Source organism: Roseibium aggregatum (assembly GCF_014692675.1).
Classification (GTDB): Bacteria; Pseudomonadota; Alphaproteobacteria; order Rhizobiales; family Stappiaceae; genus Roseibium; species Roseibium aggregatum_C.
In genome coordinates this window covers 252,719-271,906 of sequence record NZ_JABFCZ010000002.1, presented here as the reverse complement: position 1 = coordinate 271,906, position 19,188 = coordinate 252,719, and the positions used below count along the sequence as shown (strand labels likewise).

Here is a 19,188-nt window from a genome sequence, read left to right as displayed (position 1 = left end):
CAGGCTGCACACGTTCTTGCCAAGATCAATTCCAAGTACAAAAATCGACATCGGTCCGTTCCTCTCTACCTCAAATACAGAGCAATCCTATCGGATCGCTCCGGAGAGGGGCGGGCCATCCCATAATCATTATTTCTTGACGAGAGCTTTTCCCGGTTAGATCGCATCCGACAGCCGACGCTCTCCAATTTCTGTGAGGGCGCTTGCGCACCACCACAGAATTGGGGGTTGGGCACCTGTCCGGCACTGCCTTCAGGCAGACTTCCTGGTCGCTCCATCCGGAAGTTCGATGTCGATGCCGAGAGTCGTGATGTCGCCGGTGCGGTCCATTTCCAGGCGCACGGCGTCTGGATCGATGGAAATATGCTTGGCGACCACGGCCAGTATGTCTTCGCGCAGAGAGGAAATCAGCCGGGCGTCTTCGGCCGAGTTGCCGCTGCGCTCATGGGCAAGCAGAATCTGCAGTCGGTTCTTGGCAACCGAGGCCGTGTCGCCCCGCCTGCCGAAGAAACTCATGATATTCATGCCGCCCTCCCCTTGAAGAACTTGCCGAACAAGCCCTTCTTCTCGGTGGGAATGGTGATCGGAATTTCATCGCCCAGGAGCCTTTGCGTGGCTTCCGTATAAGCCCTGGAGGCCAGGGAAGTCTCGTCGGACAGGGTGACGGGAAGGCCGACGTTGGAGGCTTTCAGGACATCCCTGCTTTCCGGAATCACGCCAATCAACGGCACGGACAGAATATCGACCACGTCCTCGACTGCCAGCATGTCGCCAAGCCTGGCACGCTCCACATCGTAGCGGGTGATGAGAAGGTGCTTGGGCATGCGCTCACCCTGTTCCGCCAAAACCGTCTTGGCGTCCAGCAGGCCGATGATCCGGTCGCAGTCGCGCACGGAAGAGACTTCCGGATTGGACACAATGATCGCCTCGTCCGCATAACGCATGGCAAGGGTCGCACCGCGCTCGATGCCCGCCGGGCTGTCACAGACAATCCAGTCGAAATACATCTTCAGCTCATTGATGACACTGGCGACGCCTTCGTCGGTCAACGCGTCCTTGTCGCGGGTCTGGGAAGCCGGCAACAGGTAGAGGTTTTCCAGTTTTTTGTCGCGCACCAGGGCCTGTTTGATCGAGGCTTCGCCGCGCACCACGTTGACCAGATCGAAAACCACCCGGCGTTCCGCGCCCATGATCAGATCCAGGTTGCGCAGACCGACATCGAAATCCACCGCGCAAACCTTGTATCCCTGCTTGGCCAGCGCCGAGGCAATGGCTGCGGTCGACGTGGTTTTGCCGACGCCCCCCTTGCCCGATGTGACCACGATGACTGTGGCGTTGTTCATGGTGTGCTTTCCTGTTTTCCAATTTTCCAGGCGCGGCCCGGTAAACCCCGGTTTGCGACGTCTCTGATGATGTCTCTTGCTAATTCAGCGATTCGAAAATCAGCCGCTCCTCGTCGAAACGGATCTGAGCCGGCTTGTTCACAACATGGCCGGCAAAGTCGTCCGCAATGGTGTAAAGCCCGTTGATGGAAACCAGTTCCGCTTCCAGCTTCGAACAAAAGATCCGGGCTCCCTCGTTCCCGGAAACCCCGGCAAGGGCTCGGCCCCGCAAGGCTCCGTAGATGTGGATCGAACCGCCCGCGATGACCTCGGCCCCTGATGCCACTGAGCCGACAACGGTAACGTCTCCCGTTGGATGAACCACGCTCTGGCCCGAGCGGACAGGTTCGGTGATGACAATCGACTGTCCGTCACCTGCCACAATGGTCTCGACCTTCCGGAGAGTGCCATTTGCCGGCTTTTTCCGGTCATTGGCCTCCGTCCGGGATTTTTTCGATCCGGCAAGCGTATTGGTATCGGTCTTTTCCGGGACTACAGATCCATCCGAGACCGCCGATCCTTCCGGATCCGGCACCTCGATGTCAGTTGTCAGACGGCCTCCGGCAAAGCTCGGCGGCATACCCGGTTTCAGACGGGTTCCGGCAATACCGTCGATCCCCATGACCCGGATGGACCTCTCGCCCAGGCCCGCCAGAATCGCTTCCAGATCCTCAATCGGTATCTTCGTACCACGCACATCCAGAATGATCGGCCGGTCTATGAAGAACCCCGGTGAGCGGGAGAGGATCCGGTCAAGTTCCGCAAACCACGCATCGGCGGGCGTCTCCGGCGTCAGGACGATGGCGATAAAGGACTTACCCTTGAACTTCATTAGGGGCTCGCGGCACTTTCATGGCTGATGGCGAAGCAGTCGGCTTCCGTTCACATATGAGGTAACATTCCATGGCGCTCGCAATTGGGCAGAGCATCGTTTTCCACTGCTATTACCATAAAAACGGGACAGGAACAAAAAAAGAACACCGGCCTTGAACACGGACAGACGCACCGGTTGTGGCAAGAAAACGAAAAGCGGCAAATACCTCTCACCGCACCGCGATGAAGAGCGAATTATCAAGTCTGAACGCGCGCCCGATTCCGACCTGCGCAGGAACATACCCTGTTATGCCAACCTCATCGGCACCCGCCCGCCCCGCATCGGAGGAGCAGGCAAAAAAGTTCTTAAAGCTTCCAGGAAGCTGTGCCATCTCCCCTCTGATCGATATATTGTCCGGGCATCGCTCGGCGCGGTGCAGCGATATGGCCGTCACCATTCTGCGCCGGAAACGAAGACAGGAACGGCGTTTCAGCCGTCCTTGTCCCTGAACTCGGTATGCCCTTCCTGAGAATGTCACCAGCGGAACCGGATCAATCCCGCCGGGATCAGCTGCGTCTGGCCAGATTGCGACTTTCGGTTGCCCGCTCGGCAAGCTTATGTTGACCTTTTCCTGCGCAGCCTTCCAGGCTCAGACTCAGCAACCCAGGCGAACGCGCGAACGGACCGGCCCATGACTTCCCAATTCGAAATCCGCACCATGTCCAAAACCGATCTCGTCGTGGCCATCGAATGGGCGGCCAACGAGGGCTGGAACCCGGGACAGGAGGATCTGGAGCCTTTCTTCGCAGCCGACCCTGAAGGCTATCTGATGGGGTTTCTGGACGGCGAGCCGGTCACCTGTATCTCGGCGGTGCGCTACGGCGACACCTTCGGCTTCATCGGCTTTTACATCTGCAGACCGGAGCATCGCGGCAAGGGATACGGCTGGGCGACCTGGCAGGCCGGCATGGCGCGGCTGGAAGGGCGAACCGTCGGCCTCGACGGCGTTGTCAACCAGCAGGACAATTACCGCAAATCCGGTTTCGAACTGGCCCACCGCAACATTCGCCAGGGCGGCCTCTCCATGGTCGATGCGCCAATGGACCAGCGCCTTGCCCCGCTCGGTCAGGGAATTTTCCCGTCCGTCAGGGACTATGACCGGGCCTTCTTCCCCGCCCCCAGGGCAGGTTTGCTGCAAGCCTGGCTAGCTCCCATGGTGCAGACGCGGCGCGGCTTTGCCTTTGTCGAAGATGGCGAGGTCAAAGGCTATGGCGTGATCCGCATGTGTGGCGACGGTTTCAAGATCGGACCGCTGTTTGCCGACACCTCTGAGGCCGCGGACGTTCTGTTCCGGGCGCTTGCCGGACAGGCAAAGGGACAGACGGTCTTTCTGGACACGCCGGAGCCAAACCGAAATGCACTGGATCTTGCGGAACGGTACGAACTCTCGCCGGTTTTCGAAACCGCACGCATGTATCTGGGCGCGGCACCGGATCTGTCCCTGGACCGGACCTACGGCATCACCACCTTCGAACTCGGCTAGGGCGAAGACCTTAAGACATGCCGCCCGTCAGGCGTCCGGCACAGCGCGGCCCAGATCGATGTCGCCGTCTGCCGACGACTGAAAAGCCAGGATCGCCCCGGCCAGGTCTTCGAGGGCCGCACCGACGGACTTGAACAGCGTGATCTCGTCATCAGTTCGGCGCCCGGGGTGGTCGCCCCTGGTCAGATCGTAAAGGTCTGCCTTGATGTCCTTCATCTTCAGGACACCGGATTCGAGCGGCTGGACGATGTCGCCACCCTCTTTGGTGCAGCCGTCCCTGGTATCGACAAACACGCTTGCGCGCCGGATGGCGTCGTCGTCGCTTTCGCGCATGGTCGGTTTGAACGCCCCGACCAGATCCACATGGGCACCGTGTTTCAACAGGGCGCCCTTGATCAGCGGGTCGTTGGACAGTGTGGCCGCGCTGATGATGTCCGCCCGGCTGACCGCGTCGTCCAGGTCTTCCACGGCCTCGGCGTCGATGCCCAGCTGTTCGGCAGCCTTTGCCGCCACGCTTGCCGCCTTTTCGGTCGAACGGCCCCAAACGGAGACCTTCCTGATCGGCCGGACCGCCATGTGAGCCTCGATCAGATAAAGCGAAAGACGCCCGGTTCCGATAACCAGCAGATGCCCGGCCTCCTTTGCGGCAAGATAACGTGCCGCGAGCGCGGACGCTGCTGCCGTCCGCCTTGCGGTCAACTCACCGCCATCGATCAGGGCGAGCATTTTCCCGGTCCGGGCATCCGACAACAGATATTCCGCGGAGATCGCCGGTTCGCCCCAGGCCGCATTGCCGGGCATCACGTTGACGATCTTGACGCCGGCGTGTTCGCCGGGAACCCAGGCTGGCATGATCAGCATGGTCGCGTCCGGCTCATCCGGAACCTTCATGTCGTGATGATGGCGCACGGGCATTTCACACCCCTTGCGGAACATCTCCGCCAGCGCCTCGATCAATTCCGGAAACGGCAACGCGTCGCGTGTTTCAGCCTGCGAAAGCAGCAACATGCCAAAAAGACTCCCCACGATGTATACTTACCGAGGTTGCATAAAAATAGGGCTGTGTCCAATTGGCGTCGACCATCCGGGATCTGAATCTGGTGAAAGGGTGAATCCGTCGCACCGGCCCGCCGAAAAGGTCAGGCGGATAAAGAACAAGAAAGGCCGGCATCCGCAGACACCGGCCTTCCGAGCTTGAAATCCATCGTATTCGTCAGATCGCGAGATATTCCTGGCGCAGATCCGCGTTGTCGAGAACCTCCTGCGCGGTGCCGTCGAAAACGACCTCGCCCATGTCGAGAATCACCGCCCTGTCGGCCAGATGCAGAGCCGCGATCGCGTTCTGCTCGACGATGATCGTCGTGATGCCGAGTTCCTTGACCCCTTCCAGGATCCGCTCGATCTCCTGCACGATCACCGGCGCAAGCCCTTCGTAGGGCTCGTCCAGGAGCAGAAGCTTGACGTCCCGGGCAAGGATGCGCGCCAGGGCCAGCATCTGCTGTTCGCCGCCGGACAGGGTCACCGCTTCCTGGCTCCGCCGTTCGGCAAGGCGCGGGAAATGGTCGTAGATGCGCTCGATCGTCCAGCCGATCGGCGGCGCGATCTGGGAAAGCTCCAGGTTTTCCTGAACCGTCAGCCCGGGGATGATCCGCCGGTCTTCCGGCACCAGTCCGACGCCGTTGCGGGCCGCCTCATGGCTTTTCATCGAATGCAGCGGCTTGTGGTCCAGCCAGATTTCGCCGTGGGTCAGGTGCGGATTGTCCATGCGGGCGATCGTCCGCAGGGTCGAGGTCTTGCCGGCGCCGTTACGGCCGAGCAGCGCCAGGATTTCGCCTTCTCGAATGTCGAAGTTCACACCCTGAACGATGTAGCTCTCGCCGTAATAGGCATGCAGGTCCCACGCGGAGAAGAACGCCGGCGCACCGCCCTGCGGCTTGACCGGTTTGGCGCCGGGAGCCTGCCGCCCTTCGAACTGATTATCCAAAAGCGTCATAGATGCGCTCCTCCGAGATAGGCTTCCTGAACGCGGGGATCGCCCTTGATGTCTGCCGGCTTGCCTTCGGCGATAATCGTTCCCTGAGCCAGAACCGTCACTTTGTCGGCCAGCGAGAACACCACATGCATGTCATGCTCGATAATGACCTTGGTGATCCCCCGATCGCCGATCCGTTTCAACAGGTCGATGGTGTTGTTGGTGTCGGCGCGCGACATGCCGGCGGTCGGTTCATCGAGAAGCAGGAGCTTCGGTTCCTGTGACAGGCACATGGCCAGTTCCAGGCGCCGCTTGTCGCCGCGCGACAGGCTGCCGGAATGCATGTCCTTCTTCTCCGCGAGACCGACATCCTCCAGCATGTGAAGCGCCCTGTCGCGGATTTCCTTGTCCTGGTCGAGACGCCTGAAGGCATGCAGCGCAAACTGGCCGTCACGCTTCGCCATCGTCGGGATCATGACGTTTTCCAACAAGGTCAGATCTCCGAAGATCTCGGGCGTCTGGAAGACGCGAGAGACGCCGACCTGGTTGATCTCGTAGGGCTTCATGCCCGTCAGCGAGATATCGCCGAACATCACCGTTCCGGTGTCGGGAACCAATCGCCCGATCATGCAGTTCAGGAATGTCGACTTTCCGGCCCCGTTCGGGCCGATGATCGCGTGGACCGTCCCCTGCTCGACCGAAAAGTCCACATTGTTGAGGGCTCTCAAACCGCCAAACGATTTGTTCACGCCCGAGACTTTGAGAATTTCCATTCTGTTTTCCCTCACTCGGCCGGGGCCGTCGCGTGGCTCTTGTCGGAGCCTCTGCCGATCCGCCTGAACAACTTACCGATGCGCGCAAGTCCCTCCATGATGCCTCCGGGAAGGAAAATGACGATCAGCATGAACAGCACGCCAAGCGTGAGCTGCCAGCCCTCGCCGACGAACAGGCTTGAGATCGCCACGGCCAGTTCCTTCAGGAAATCGGGCAGGAAGCTGAAGATGGAACTCAGGGTGTGTTCGTTGAACGCCGAGAAGATATTTTCGAAGTACTTGATCAGACCGGCCCCCAGGATCGGGCCGAGCAGCGTGCCTGCACCGCCGAGGATGGTCATCAGCACGACTTCACCCGAAGCCGTCCACTGCATGCGTTCCGCCCCCGCAAGCGGGTCGGTGATACACAGGAGAGCTCCCGCAAGCCCGGCATACATGCCGGAAATCACGAAGGCCGCTAATGTATAGGGGCGCGGATTGAGGCCGGTGTAGGTCATCCGGTTCTGGTTGGACTTCACCGCCTTGAGCATGGTGCCGAAGGGCGAGCGGGCGATCCGCTGGGCCACGAAGAAACCGATGATCAGCAGGACCGCGCAGAAGTAGAAGCCCGGATAACCGGTCATGTCGAAACCGAACAGCTTCGAGATCAGAGGTCCCTCGGCCCGGGTCGTGCTGTCGAAGATCCGCGGATCGGTTTCCAGAACGCGCAGACCGGTTTCACCGTTGGTGATCGGCGTCAGCACCGAGTAAGCCAGGTTGTAGCACATTTGCGCGAAGGCCAGCGTCAGGATCGAGAAGTAGATCCCCGAGCGCCGCAAGGACACGTAGCCGATCAGAAGGGCGAAGATGCCGGACACGACAATGGCCAGCAACACCGCCGGAATGGGGTTCATGCCCAAAAGCTTGAAAGACCAGACCGCGGTGTAGGAACCGACCCCCAGAAAGGCGGCATGGCCGAAGGAGAGATACCCGGTCAGGCCGAACAGGATGTTGAAGCCGGTGGCGAACAGACCGTAGATTGCGAATTTCTGAAGGAGATCCGGATAGCCGGCTCCCACCGGAGCCAGCCAGATGGGCATGGTCAGGACCGCTCCGGTAAAGGCCGCGAACAGGACCATGTCGCCGACTGGAGATAGTCTCGTTTTCATTGTTCTCAGTTCTCCATGACGCCCTTACGGCCCATCAGCCCGCGCGGACGCACAAGCAGGATGACCACGGCCACGAGATAGATGATGATCTGGTCGATACCCGGGAAAATCGCCTTGACCTCGTTCATGGAGGCAAACGACTGCAGGATGCCGAGCAGAAAACCTGCGGACACCGCTCCGGTAAGCGAGCCCATGCCTCCGACGACAACCACCACGAAGGACAGCACCAGGAAGTCCATGCCCATGTGATAGTCCGGCGGCAGGATCGGCGTGTACATGACACCCGCAAGCCCGGCGACGACGGCGGCGATGGCGAAAACGATCGTGAACCGGCGTTCGATATTGATACCGAGCAGTCCGACCGTTTCACGGTCCGCCATGCCGGCCCGGACCACCATGCCGAAGGTTGTGAACTGGAGGAAGGCGAAAACGATGGCGATGACCACAAGGGAGAACAGCAGATACACCATTCGCCACCAGGGATAGACGATCACGCCGGCGCCAAGGCCGAGCATGGCGCCGATATCGGCCGCGCCGCTGACCACATCGGGAGCGACCTGCGGGATCGGATTGGCGCCGTAGATCGACTTCACGATTTCCTGCAGAACGATGGCAAGGCCGAAGGTGACCAGGATCTGGTCGGCGTGCGGCCGGGTGTAGAAATGCTTGATCAGGCCGCGCTCCATGGCGAAGCCGATCAGCAGCATCACCGGAATTGCCAGCAGGATCGATACCGGCACGGAGTAATTCAGGATCCAGTGCCCGAAGTCGCCGAGATAGGCCTCGACGTAAGGTGTGCGCACCTCCAGCGGCGTGCCCCAGGCCGTGGTCTTGGTCGGATCGACCGTGACCTTCTGAAGGCTCAGCAGCAAATTGAAGGAAACGGCACAGAATGCACCGAGCATGAACAGGGCGCCGTGAGCGAAATTCACGACACCCAGTGTGCCGAAGATGAGGGTCAGGCCGAGAGCGATCAGCGCGTAGGCGCCACCCTTGTCCAGACCGTTCAGGAATTGAAGTAGGATTTCGTCCATCGCAATTGCCGGATATCTCTGCCCCTGATACCGCGGGCGCTCCGCCCGGGTCGAAAGACGGCCGCCCGTGACTGGGCGACCGTCAGGATTTTACGCTAAAGCGCGATCAGGCACCGTTGTTACAGGTACCGAGATCACCCTTCACATCTTCCATGTCGGGTGCGTACTCGACCTGGGCGCGCGGGGTGATTTCAACGACTTCGAGAAGGTCGAACTGCGAGCTCGGGTTTTCCTTACCCTTCACGACCAGAACATCCTTGAAGCACTGGTGGTCGGCCGCACGGTAGTGGGTCGGACCATTGCCCAGGCCGTCGAAATCGTAGCCTTCGAGGGCGGCGGCAACAGCGCACGGCTCGAAGGTTCCGGCACGCTGAGCAGCGTCGGCGTAGAGGATCGTCTGCGCATAGCAGGTCTGGGCAGCCTGGCTCGGCGGGAAGCCGTATTCCTGACCGAAGGACTTGACGAATGCCTTGGAGCCTTCGTCCTGCAGCGACCAGTGCCAGTTGGTGGAACCGAAGATGCCCTTGATGGCATCGCCGGCGCCCTGTGCCATCAGACGCGAGAACAGCGGCACGACGATTTCGAACTTCTTGCCGTTGACCATCTTGTCGCGCAGACCGAACTGAACGGCCTGGGTCAGGGAGTTCACCATGTCCTTGCCGTAGTGGTTCAGGATCAGCACGTCCGCTCCGGAGTTCAGGACCGGGGTCAGGTACTGCGAGAAGTCGCCGGCGCCGAGCGGGGTGCGGACGGCAGCGACCGTATCCCAGCCGAGTGCTTCGGTGTACTTCTTGATCGAGCCTTCCTGCGACCAGCCCCAGGTGTAGTCGGCGGTCAGGTGATAGGCCTTACGGTCGGTGCCCATGGCGTTCTTGAGCACCGGAGCGAGCGCAGCGCCCGTCATTTCGGTGTTGAAGAAGTGACGGAAACCGTTGGCACGGCGGTCCTTGCCGGTGGTGTCGTTGGAGTGGGTCAGACCGGCCATGAAGATGACGCCGGCTTCCTGGCAGAGCGACTGAACGGCAATGGCCACGCCGGAGGACGAACCGCCGGTGATCATGATGGCGCCGTCCTTTTCGATCATGCGCTTGGCGGATGCACGAGCCGCGTCGGACTTGGTCTGCGTGTCACCGGTCACGAAAGCGACCTTCTTGCCGTTGACGCCATTGCCGCCGAGGGCCTTGGACGAGAAGGTATTCAGCATCCCGCCGTCGCCTTCACCGTTGAGGTGCTTGACGGCAAGCTGGTAGGCGCGCAGTTCGTCGGCGCCTTCGTCGGCATAGGCGCCGGTCTGCGGCACGTTGAAGCCGAGGGTGACTTCAGCACCGGTCGGTTCGTTCAGATAAGGGGCAGACCAGGCGGAGCTGGTAAAGATGGTCGGCGTTGCGAGCGCAACACCGCCAGCCGTGCCTGCCTTCAGAATCGAACGGCGGTTAAGGGGTTTGTGAATAAGGGTCATACTTTCCTCCCAGAAAGGCCCGAAAAGCCTGGACGAATATACGCGGAATATTCCGCGGTCCGCGAGCATGTCCGATGACTTTTCCCAACCGGTTTCCCGGATCCATGGCCAAAGGACACGCAAGCTGGCCCGACTGTAAAAACACGTGCAGCCTGCGGGCAATACGACTATCGACGCGGTATACGTGAAAATAAAGAGGTTCGATTCCCGTGAGGAACGAGGTAAAAAGATTCGTCCCCGTCGATTTGCTGCAATGCAAATACAATTTCCATCCAAAATAACATGAGCTTAATAAAAATATTGCCGCAGCGCGAAAAGAATTTCGGTCGGATAGGCGGCTAAGAAAAACGTTTCGCGGATTAGTCGAAAGTCAAAAGCGAAAAAGCCTCTTGTGGTAAATTTAATCGAACGCCGGACGGCAGGAAGTCTTTCATGACCGACAAAATCACCTCCATCGAAGCGCTCGAACGCATCTACGGCGTTCCGGTCGCCGCCTCCATCGTCAAGGTCGCGGACCGGGTCACCCCCCTCTACCGGCAGATGATCGCTGCCTCTCCGTTCTGCGCCCTGGCAACGGCAGGGCCGGAAGGGCTGGATTGCTCGCCGCGCGGCGACCCGGGCACCTGCGTCTATGTGGATGACGAAAAAACACTGCTCATTCCCGACCGGCGCGGCAACAACCGGATCGATTCCCTGCGCAATATCGTCCGCGACCCCAGGGTGGCGCTGATGATGCTGATCCCGAGTTCCGGCAGCACCCTCAGGATCAACGGCGAAGCGGAACTCACCGTCGATCCGGCGTTGCTGCAGCGTTTCGCCGTCAAGGGCAAGGAGCCCCGCTGCATCATCCGCATCACCATCCGGGAACTCTATTTCCAGTGTGCCCGCGCGGTCCTTCGCGCCGGGCTGTGGGATCAGGCAGCGCAGATCAATCCCGCGTCCCTGCCGACCCCGGGCCAGATCCTGGCCGACATGACGAACGGCGAAACCGGCGGCGAGGCTTACGACCGGGAATGGCCCGAACGCGCCGCAAAGACGATGTGGTAAGCGTTGATGACACTCGCTCCCCTGTTCGATGCAGGCGTCATCATCTCCTCCCACGCCCTCGCCGCGCTGAGCGCCTTCGTGCTCGGTACGATCCAGATGCTAGCGCCCAAAGGAACCGTCCCACATCGGATCATCGGCTATCTTTGGGTCGCCCTGATGCTCTGGGTCGCCGCTGCAAGCTTCTGGATCCACCAGATCCGCCTGATCGGCGACTGGAGCCCGATCCATCTCCTGTCGGTCCTGACCCTGGTGACGGTGCCGCTTGCGGTTTTCGCCGCCAGAGCCGGACGCATTCAGACCCACAAACGCGCCATGCGCGCGCTATACTTTTTTGCCCTGATCCTTGCCGGCCTGTTCACGCTGCTGCCGGGGCGGATCATGCATGACGTGGTGTTCGGTTCAGCCAGCTTATGAAAAGCGGGAAATTGTGCCGCAGCCGGCAAGCTTCGCTTTGACGGCTGCCGGTCCAACCCCATATGACATCAAGTCTGTTTTCCTTTCGTCCCAAACAGGAACTTCCATGCCGCAAAATCCGCTTCTATCCGACTGGACAACGCCCTTCGAACTGCCGCCGTTCGCCGACATCAGACCGGAGCATTTTACGGATGCCTTTGAGAAGGCCATGGCCGAAGGCCGCGCGGAAGTGGATGCGATCGCAGATCAGCGGGAAGAGCCCACGTTCGAGAACACGATCGTGGCGCTGGAAAAGGCCGGCGAAAGCCTGACCCGGACGGCAAGAACCTTCTTCAACCTGACCGGGGCCCACACCAATCCGGACCTTCAGGCGATCGAACGCGATATCGCGCCGAAGCTTGCAAAACATTCCTCCGAAACCCTGTTGAACGGTGCGCTTTATGAGCGCATCGCCGCGCTTTGGGACAGGAAGGATAGCCTCGGCCTGAATGAGGAAGAAGCCCGGGTCCTGGAACGCTACCACAAGATGTTCCAGCGCGCCGGTGCGGGACTGGCACCGGACGGCAAGGCACGCATGGCGGAAATCTCCCAGCGCCTGGCAACGCTCGGCACCGGCTTTGCCCAGAACGTGCTGAACGACGAAGCCGACTATCAGCTCGTGCTTGAAACGGAGGAAGACCGGGCCGGCCTTCCCGATTTCCTGCTGGCTGCCGCCGCAGAAGCGGCCCGCGAACGCGGCCTGGACGGCAAGCATGTGATCACGCTGTCCCGCTCCTCCATCGAACCGTTCCTGCAGTTTTCCTCCAACCGCGCCTTGCGCGAGGAAGCCTTCAAGGCCTGGAGTGCGCGCGGCGAAAACGGCGGCGAAACCGACAACCGCGAGATCGTTTCCGAAACCATCCGGCTACGGGCGGAAAAGGCAAAGCTGCTCGGCTTCGACACCTTCGCCGACTTCAAGCTCGACGACACCATGGCCAAGACCCCGGAAGCCGTCCGCGATCTTCTGATGAAGGTGTGGACACCGGCGGTCAAACGCGCTGCCGAAGAAGAAGCCAAACTCGCCGATATGGCCCGTTCCGAAGGCGGCAACTTCAAGATCGCTCCCTGGGACTGGCGCTACTATTCGGAAAAGGTCCGCAAGGCGGAGCACGACCTGGATGAAGCGGAAATCAAGCCTTACCTGCAGCTCGACCGCGTGATTGCCGCCGCCTTCGACACGGCGCACCGCCTGTTCGGCCTCAATTTCGAGGAAAGACAAGGCCTGCCCGCCTATCATCCGGACGTGCGTGTCTTCGAGGTGACTGACCGGGACGGCAAGCATGTCGGCCTGTTCCTGGGCGACTATTTCGCACGCTCCTCCAAACGCTCCGGCGCCTGGATGAGTGCCTTCCGCTCCCAGCACAGGCTGAAGGGCGACGTCTCGCCGATCATCGTCAACGTGATGAACTTTTCCAAAGGCGCGCCGGGCGAAGCCACCCTGCTGACCTTCGACGACGCCAACACCCTGTTCCACGAGTTCGGCCATGCCCTGCACGGACTTCTTTCTAACGTGACCTATCCGGTCATCTCCGGCACCAGTGTCGCCCGGGATTTCGTGGAGCTTCCCTCCCAGCTCTATGAACACTGGCTGTCGCGGCCGGAAGTGCTGTCGCGCTACGCGGTCCACTACCGGACCGGGGAGCCGATGCCCAAGGACCTGCTCGACAAGCTGCTGGCGGCGGAAAACTTCAATCAGGGCTTCGCCACGGTCGAGTACACTGCCTGTGCCCTGGTCGATCTGGAGATGCATCTCCTGACCGACGCGGACGATCTCGATGTGACCGCCTACGAAAGACAAGCGCTGGAAAAGATCGGCATGCCGGACGCCATCACCATGCGCCACCGTGTGCCGCATTTCGCCCACGCCTTTGCCGGGGACGGCTACTCCGCCGGCTACTACAGCTACATGTGGTCGGAGGTCATGGACGCGGATGCCTTCGGCGCCTTCGAAGAGGCCGGCGACATTTTCCACAAGGAAACGGCGGAACGCCTCTTAACCCATATTTATTCCGCCGGCGGACGCCCCGACCCGGAAGAAACCTACAAGGCTTTCCGGGGCCGCGCACCGAAGATCGATGCGCTGCTTGAAAAACGGGGACTTGCCGCGGCATGATACGGGATACAGGCACCGAACCTCCCCGCCTGTTTCGCCGACACAGACCGGACCTGGCAAGATGAGTCACAGAATGATCCCCGCGCCGGGCGAACCGACCTCCGCCCTGCTGCGCGCCTGTCTGATCCTCGGCGGAATCGCCGGAGCGGCGGGCGTCATGCTCCTGGCCATGTCCGCGCATGTGGATACGAGCGGTCTTGTGGAAACGGCGGCCCAGATGCTCCTGTTCCATGCGCCTGCGATCCTGGCGATCGGTGCGATCAGCCAGACCCGCCAATCGCCGTTTCTGGGTTATGCCCTGATCCTGATGGTCGCAGGGCTCGCACTTTTCTGCGGCGATCTTGTCATCCGCGCCTTCGCGGACCGGCGCCTGTTCCCCATGTCCGCCCCCACCGGCGGGATGCTGGTGATCATCGGCTGGGCGGCGGTCATTCTCGCGGCCTTGCGCATTCGTTCCAGATAGGTCAAGGATCGGCAAAATCGAAGATCGTCTGCATGAAAAGGAAACGGGTGTGACCATCGCCGATCCCGTGAACGAAAAGGTCCTTCCGGAAGACTTCATACCGCCCTACCCGTTCCGGTTTGAAACCATGCCTCCGGTGTGGAAGCTGATCGGCATGGCGAAGAAGAATTTCCTTGCCATCTGGGGCGTGGAGGATTTCCGCGGCCGGCTGAGAAGCCGCAAGGTCTTCACCCGAGAACTCGTCGTCTGCAACCGTCCGGACGTGGTTCGCGAAGCCTTCCAGGCCAATCACGAGACCTTGCAGCGCAAGAGCCCGCAAATGCGTCACGCGCTGGAGCCGCTCCTGGGCGACGGTCTGTTCGTCAGCGATACCGAAACCTGGGCGAAGCGGCGCAAGGTGGTCGCTCCGATCATCCATGGGTCACGCGTGCCGGGCTTTGCCCCGATCATGGTCGACACGATCGTGGAAAAACGCGCCGAATGGGCTGCTCTGGAAAACGGCGCGCAAATCGACGCGCTGGCGGAGATGGCGCACCTGACGGCGGAAATCATCTGCCGGACGATCTTCGGCCGCCAGCTCGGCAAGAACTACGCCAGCGAGGTGGTCCAGGGCTTTTCCGACTACCAGAAATACATCGACCAGGTCGACATGATCTCCATGTTCGGGCTGCCCGAATGGCTGCCGCGTTTCCGGGGCAACGCGATCAGGAAGTCCAAGGAGCGCATCCTGAGCGTCCTCGATGAAATCATCGACAGCTACCAGGCCCAGAAGGAAGCCGGTGAAGCCTCGGTCATCGGCGGGCTGCTGGAGGCCCGCGACGAGGACGGCAATCCCCTGTCGCGGGATGCAATCCGCAACGAGGCGGCGGTGATCTTCATGGCCGGCCACGAAACCACGGCCAACACGCTGGCATGGACCTGGTACCTTCTCTCCCAGTCGCCGCGCGTCGCCATTGGCTGCGCCACCCGCTCCAGGGAAGCGTCAACCGGATCTTCCACGAACTTCTGCGGTTTACGCCCTGCGAGGTAACGTCGGGCATCGGCGCCGTGCTCAGCCCTCTCGCCTGTTGGCGCTACAGGGACCGGAAGTTCGCCCGGCGCATTGCCCGGAACCTGAAAACACTCGCACCCGACCTGTGCGATACGGAAATGCACCACGATGCCAGCCTGAAGGCCTGGTGGCGCAACATCGGCCGGACCATCGCCGAATTTTCCTCCGTCAACCGCTTCGTGCCCGAAGGCCGGATCACGATCGAAGGAATGGAAATCCTTCACGCCGCGCCTGCGTCGGGCGGACCGCTGATCTTCGTCTCCATGCACCTGGCAACCTGGGAAGCGATCTTCGCTGCCGTCCAACTGGAGCTTGCCCCGCCGAACATCGGCCCGTTCCAGCCGGAACCGAACCGGTTCACCAACCGGATCGTCTACAATTCCCGCAAGCGGCGGAACCAGTATCTGTTTCCTCCCGGCCAGCGCAGCGCCTATCGCCTGCACCGGCTGCTCACCGGCGGCGGCGCCGCCTCGATGACGATCTTCATCGACGAAGTGCGGGACGACCAGGTTCACCTGCCCCTGTTCGGGCGCAAGGCCCCGGACAGGGGCAACGCGGTCGTCGCGATCAAGCTTGCCAACGCTTCGGGCGGAACCCTGGTTCCGGTCTATCTGACCCGGGAAAAAGGCGCCCGTTTTCGGCTCCACATCCTGCCGCCTGTTCCTAAACGGCCGGCTCCGGAAACGCCCTATCCCGTGCCCGATACCATCTTGAAATTCAACGGGATATTCGAGCCTCTGGTGCTTGAAAACATCCGGCAGTGGTACATGCTTGCGGAGCTGCGTCTGCCGACGGGCAAGGCAGCCTGAGACCGGCCTAGAGCATCGGGCGCCACCAAACCGATATCCCTCACTATTTCGCAACCTCCCCTTGGCAAAATTCCGAAGCGGCCTGTACAGAAGTCCTTGTACATAAGGCCATCGGCATTCGGGAGATCAGCGGCATGGATATCGTCATACTCGGCGCAGGCGCACTCGGCTCGGTTCTGGGAGGCCTGATGGCGCGCGCGGATATTCCCGTCACGCTTCTGGACGTGAACCAGGCCCATATCGACGCCATCAACGAAACCGGCCTGCGCCTGGATCTGGACGAGGAAAGCAACACCTGGAAAATTCCGGCGATGCGGCCGGAAGACTACACCGGCCATGCCGACCTCATCATCCTCTTGACCAAGACGATGCACACAGCCACGGCGCTGCAATCGGTGGAACGGCTGATCACCGGCGGCGCCCATGTGCTGACCATCCAGAACGGTCTCGGCAATGCAGACCGGGTCGCCGAATACGTGCCGGACGACAATATCCTGGAAGGTTCAACCATGATCCCGGCAGACCTGAAAGGTCCGGGCCATGCATCCACGCATGCGGGCATGGCGACGACCTTCAAGGCCGTGACATCCCGGGGCCGCCCGTTCGCGGAGAAACTGGCCGAGCTGATGGCACCGGTGCATTTCGTCCTGGATGATCAGGCGGACGTGGTCATCTGGCAGAAAGCCGCCTTCAATTGCGCGCTCAACACCATCAGCGCGCTCTGCGGCGCCCGTGTCGGCGATATCGCCAACGAACCCAGCGCCGTCGTTCTCGCCAAGGCCGCGGCCGATGAAGTCGTCGACGTGGCCAACGCCAAGGGCATTGCGGCAATGATGGACGCGGTCCACGCCAAGATCGACGAGGCGCTGGCCCATCACAAGCCGCACAAGCCGTCCATGCTGCAGGATGTGGAGGCCGGACGGCCGACGGAAATCGAGGCGCTCTGCGGTATGGTGGAACGGGAGGCGACCGCCTACGACGTCCACGCCCCGATCAACAAGGCGCTCGCCGCCCTGATCCGTCTGAAGGAAAGCGCCGCAAAGGCCGAATGGTAAGCGCGATCAGGCCTTGAGCCGTTCCGCGTGCCATTGCACGTGGTCCCGCCCGAAGGTGGAGACGAAATAGTAGGAATGGTCGTAGCCTTCCTGCATGCGGAAGGTGGACGGCGTCCGGGTTTCGGCCAGGGCCGCCGCCAGCGCTTCCGGCTTCAACAGGTCGAGAAACTGATCGCTCGCACCCTGGTCGACGAGAATGTCCGATTTCCAGCCTTTGTCCTTCAGCACGAGCGTCGCGTCATGGGCCGCCCAGACCGCCTCATTCGACCCCAGATAGGCTGCAAGCTGCTTGCGGCCCCAGTCGGAGGCCGTCGGGTGGGCGATCGGGGCAAAAGCCGATAGGGACCGGTAGAGATCCGGATTGTTTATCGCCAGGGTCAGCGCCCCGTGTCCGCCCATGGAATGACCGGTGATCCCGTGCGCATCGGTGACGGCGAAGGCCTCCTGCACCAGAGCCCGCAGTTCCTTCGTGACATAATCGTACATCCGGAAGTGCGGCACCCAGGGGGCCTCGGTGGCATTGACGTAAAATCCCGCTCCCTGACCGAGATCGTAGGCCTCGTCATCCGCGACCCCTTCGCCGCGCGGACTGGTGTCGGGAAAGACCAGCGCCAGTCCGAATTCCGCCGCGTGGGCCTGCAGGCCCGCCTTGGTCATGGCGTTCTCGTGGGTGCAGGTCAGGCCGGACAGATACCACAGGCACGGCACCGGGCCGTCCTTGGCCTGGGGCGGCATGTAGACCGCGAAGGTCATGTCGCAGGAACAGGCGTCGGACGCGTGGCTGTAAACGCCCTGCACGCCACCGTAGGCACGGTTTTCGGAAACGGTCTTCATATCCAAAGTTCCTTGAGAAAGGCTTGAAAATATATCCGGCCGGACAGCAGCCGCCCTCCTCCGGTAGGGAGAAGGGCGAAATATGCGAGCCCGGCTTACCGTACTTTAGTAAAACACCACGGAACGGATCGACTCGCCGGCATGCATCAGGTCGAAGCCCTTGTTGATGTCTTCCAGCGGCATGGTGTGCGTGATCATCGGATCGATCTCGATCTTGCCGTCCATGTACCAGTCGACGATCTTCGGCACGTCGGTCCGGCCGCGCGCGCCGCCGAAAGCCGTGCCGCGCCAGGAGCGGCCGGTCACCAGCTGGAACGGACGGGTGGAAATCTCGGCGCCTGCCGGCGCCACGCCGATGATGATGGATTCGCCCCAGCCCTTGTGGGCGCATTCCAGCGCAGTCCGCATCACGCCGACATTGCCGGTGGCATCGAAGGTGTAGTCCGCGCCGCCCTTGGTCAGATTGACCAGGTAGGGCACCAGGTCGCCTTCCACTTCGCTCGGATTGACGAAGTCGGTCATGCCGAAACGCTCGGCCATTTCCTTCTTGTCCGGGTTGAGGTCGACGCCGACGATCTGGTCGGCGCCGGCAAGGCGCAGACCCTGGATCACGTTGAGGCCGATGCCGCCGAGGCCGAACACGACCGCCCGCGACCCGATTTCCACCTTGGCCGTGTTGATCACGGCACCGATGCCGGTGGTGACGCCGCAGCCGATGTAGCAGACCTTGTCGAACGGCGCGTCTTCGCGGATCTTGGCGAGCGCGATCTCCGGCACCACGGTGTAGTTGGAGAAGGTCGAGGTGCCCATGTAGTGCAGGATCGGATCGCCATCGAGCGTGGAAAAGCGCGACGAACCGTCGGGCATCAGGCCCTGGCCCTGGGTGACGCGGATCGACTGGCACAGGTTGGTTTTCGGATTGAGGCAGTATTCGCAGGTCCGGCATTCCGGCGTATAGAGCGGAATGACATGATCGCCCGGCTTCAGGGTGGTCACGCCCGGCCCCACTTCCACGACAACGCCGGCACCTTCATGGCCGAGGATGGCCGGGAACAGGCCTTCCGGATCGGCACCGGACAGGGTGAATTCGTCCGTGTGACAGATACCTGTGGCCTTTATTTCAACCAGAACTTCAAAAGCCTTGGGGCCTTCCAGCCTGACCGTGGTGACTTCAAGCGGCTTACCCGCTGCGACTGCGATGGCTGCACGTGTTTCCATGGCGACCTCCCGGCTCAATG

Annotated in this window: 20 protein-coding genes; 9 read left to right on the top strand and 11 right to left on the bottom strand. The window is 61.3% G+C overall.

The genetic code is table 11. The features are described from left to right. Positions 1-252: 252 nt before the first annotated feature. From minE to minC, 3 genes are all read right to left on the bottom strand, one after another. On the bottom strand, positions 253-525 hold the full coding sequence (gene minE, locus HK439_RS02430; RefSeq protein WP_190289764.1) for a cell division topological specificity factor MinE: 273 nt from the start codon (positions 523-525) through the stop codon (positions 253-255). Continuing rightward, positions 522-1,343, bottom strand: coding sequence for a septum site-determining protein MinD (gene minD, locus HK439_RS02425; protein ID WP_190289763.1), 822 nt, complete (start codon positions 1,341-1,343; stop codon positions 522-524). Before minD ends, minE begins: the two co-directional genes overlap by 4 nt. 79 nt (positions 1,344-1,422) lie before the next feature. Continuing rightward, on the bottom strand, positions 1,423-2,214 hold the full coding sequence (gene minC, locus HK439_RS02420; RefSeq protein WP_190289762.1) for a septum site-determining protein MinC: 792 nt from the start codon (positions 2,212-2,214) through the stop codon (positions 1,423-1,425). Positions 2,215-2,368: 154 nt separating this feature from the next. On the opposite strand from minC, the gene HK439_RS02415 reads away from it, so the two are divergent. Together HK439_RS02415 and HK439_RS02410 are read left to right on the top strand one after the other, a co-directional pair. After that, positions 2,369-2,725 (top strand): hypothetical protein, encoded by a 357-nt coding sequence (locus HK439_RS02415; protein ID WP_190289761.1) that lies wholly within the window; start codon positions 2,369-2,371, stop codon positions 2,723-2,725. Positions 2,726-2,887: 162 nt separating this feature from the next. After that, entirely contained in the window at positions 2,888-3,739 is an 852-nt protein-coding gene (locus HK439_RS02410; RefSeq protein ID WP_190289760.1) for a GNAT family N-acetyltransferase, read from the top strand. A gap of 27 nt (positions 3,740-3,766) precedes the next feature. Here the strand turns inward: HK439_RS02410 and HK439_RS02405 are convergent, their stop codons facing one another. The 6 genes from HK439_RS02405 to HK439_RS02380 all read right to left on the bottom strand — a co-directional run bounded on the left by HK439_RS02405 (position 3,767) and on the right by HK439_RS02380 (position 10,125). Further along, entirely contained in the window at positions 3,767-4,747 is a 981-nt protein-coding gene (locus HK439_RS02405) for an ornithine cyclodeaminase family protein (RefSeq protein WP_190289759.1), read from the bottom strand. A gap of 205 nt (positions 4,748-4,952) precedes the next feature. Continuing rightward, positions 4,953-5,732 (bottom strand): ABC transporter ATP-binding protein, encoded by a 780-nt coding sequence (locus HK439_RS02400; protein WP_190289758.1) that lies wholly within the window; start codon positions 5,730-5,732, stop codon positions 4,953-4,955. Next, positions 5,729-6,484, bottom strand: coding sequence for an ABC transporter ATP-binding protein (locus HK439_RS02395; RefSeq protein WP_190289757.1), 756 nt, complete (start codon positions 6,482-6,484; stop codon positions 5,729-5,731). Before HK439_RS02395 ends, HK439_RS02400 begins: the two co-directional genes overlap by 4 nt. An 11-nt stretch (positions 6,485-6,495) precedes the next feature. Continuing rightward, positions 6,496-7,632 (bottom strand): branched-chain amino acid ABC transporter permease, encoded by a 1,137-nt coding sequence (locus HK439_RS02390; RefSeq protein ID WP_190289756.1) that lies wholly within the window; start codon positions 7,630-7,632, stop codon positions 6,496-6,498. A gap of 5 nt (positions 7,633-7,637) precedes the next feature. Further along, positions 7,638-8,666: a branched-chain amino acid ABC transporter permease gene (locus HK439_RS02385; RefSeq protein WP_190289755.1), complete on the bottom strand. Its 1,029-nt coding sequence runs from the start codon at positions 8,664-8,666 to the stop codon at positions 7,638-7,640. A gap of 106 nt (positions 8,667-8,772) precedes the next feature. Then, positions 8,773-10,125: a substrate-binding protein gene (locus tag HK439_RS02380; RefSeq protein WP_190289754.1), complete on the bottom strand. Its 1,353-nt coding sequence runs from the start codon at positions 10,123-10,125 to the stop codon at positions 8,773-8,775. Positions 10,126-10,557: 432 nt separating this feature from the next. Between HK439_RS02380 and HK439_RS02375 the strand changes: the two genes are divergently transcribed. From HK439_RS02375 to HK439_RS02345, 7 genes are all read left to right on the top strand, one after another. Next, a complete protein-coding gene (locus HK439_RS02375) occupies positions 10,558-11,172 on the top strand; it encodes a pyridoxamine 5'-phosphate oxidase family protein (protein WP_190289753.1) in 615 nt (204 codons plus the stop codon). Between the two features lie 6 nt (positions 11,173-11,178). Then, a complete protein-coding gene (locus tag HK439_RS02370; RefSeq protein ID WP_190289752.1) occupies positions 11,179-11,586 on the top strand; it encodes a DUF2306 domain-containing protein in 408 nt (135 codons plus the stop codon). Positions 11,587-11,692: 106 nt separating this feature from the next. Next, the gene (locus HK439_RS02365) at positions 11,693-13,738 is read left to right on the top strand and encodes a M3 family metallopeptidase (protein ID WP_190289751.1); all 2,046 of its coding nucleotides are present in this window, start codon (positions 11,693-11,695) and stop codon (positions 13,736-13,738) included. A gap of 61 nt (positions 13,739-13,799) precedes the next feature. Continuing rightward, positions 13,800-14,201 carry a DUF423 domain-containing protein gene (locus tag HK439_RS02360; protein WP_190289750.1) on the top strand — a complete coding sequence of 134 codons (402 nt, stop codon included), beginning with the start codon at positions 13,800-13,802 and terminating at the stop codon, positions 14,199-14,201. A gap of 49 nt (positions 14,202-14,250) precedes the next feature. Beyond that, on the top strand, positions 14,251-15,231 hold the full coding sequence (locus HK439_RS02355; protein WP_209011503.1) for a cytochrome P450: 981 nt from the start codon (positions 14,251-14,253) through the stop codon (positions 15,229-15,231). Continuing rightward, complete coding sequence (locus HK439_RS02350) at positions 15,114-16,061, top strand: lysophospholipid acyltransferase family protein (protein ID WP_190289749.1); 948 nt, start codon at positions 15,114-15,116, stop codon at positions 16,059-16,061. Before HK439_RS02355 ends, HK439_RS02350 begins: the two co-directional genes overlap by 118 nt. Positions 16,062-16,195: 134 nt before the next feature. After that, positions 16,196-17,116 (top strand): ketopantoate reductase family protein, encoded by a 921-nt coding sequence (locus HK439_RS02345; RefSeq protein ID WP_190289748.1) that lies wholly within the window; start codon positions 16,196-16,198, stop codon positions 17,114-17,116. Positions 17,117-17,122: 6 nt separating this feature from the next. On the opposite strand, the gene fghA is transcribed toward HK439_RS02345, so the two are convergent. Beyond that, positions 17,123-17,950, bottom strand: a complete 828-nt coding sequence (fghA, locus tag HK439_RS02340) for an S-formylglutathione hydrolase (protein WP_190289747.1) — start codon at positions 17,948-17,950, stop codon at positions 17,123-17,125. Positions 17,951-18,055: 105 nt separating this feature from the next. Next, the gene (locus HK439_RS02335; protein WP_190289746.1) at positions 18,056-19,168 is read right to left on the bottom strand and encodes an S-(hydroxymethyl)glutathione dehydrogenase/class III alcohol dehydrogenase; all 1,113 of its coding nucleotides are present in this window, start codon (positions 19,166-19,168) and stop codon (positions 18,056-18,058) included. Between the last annotated feature and the right edge of the window lie 20 nt (positions 19,169-19,188).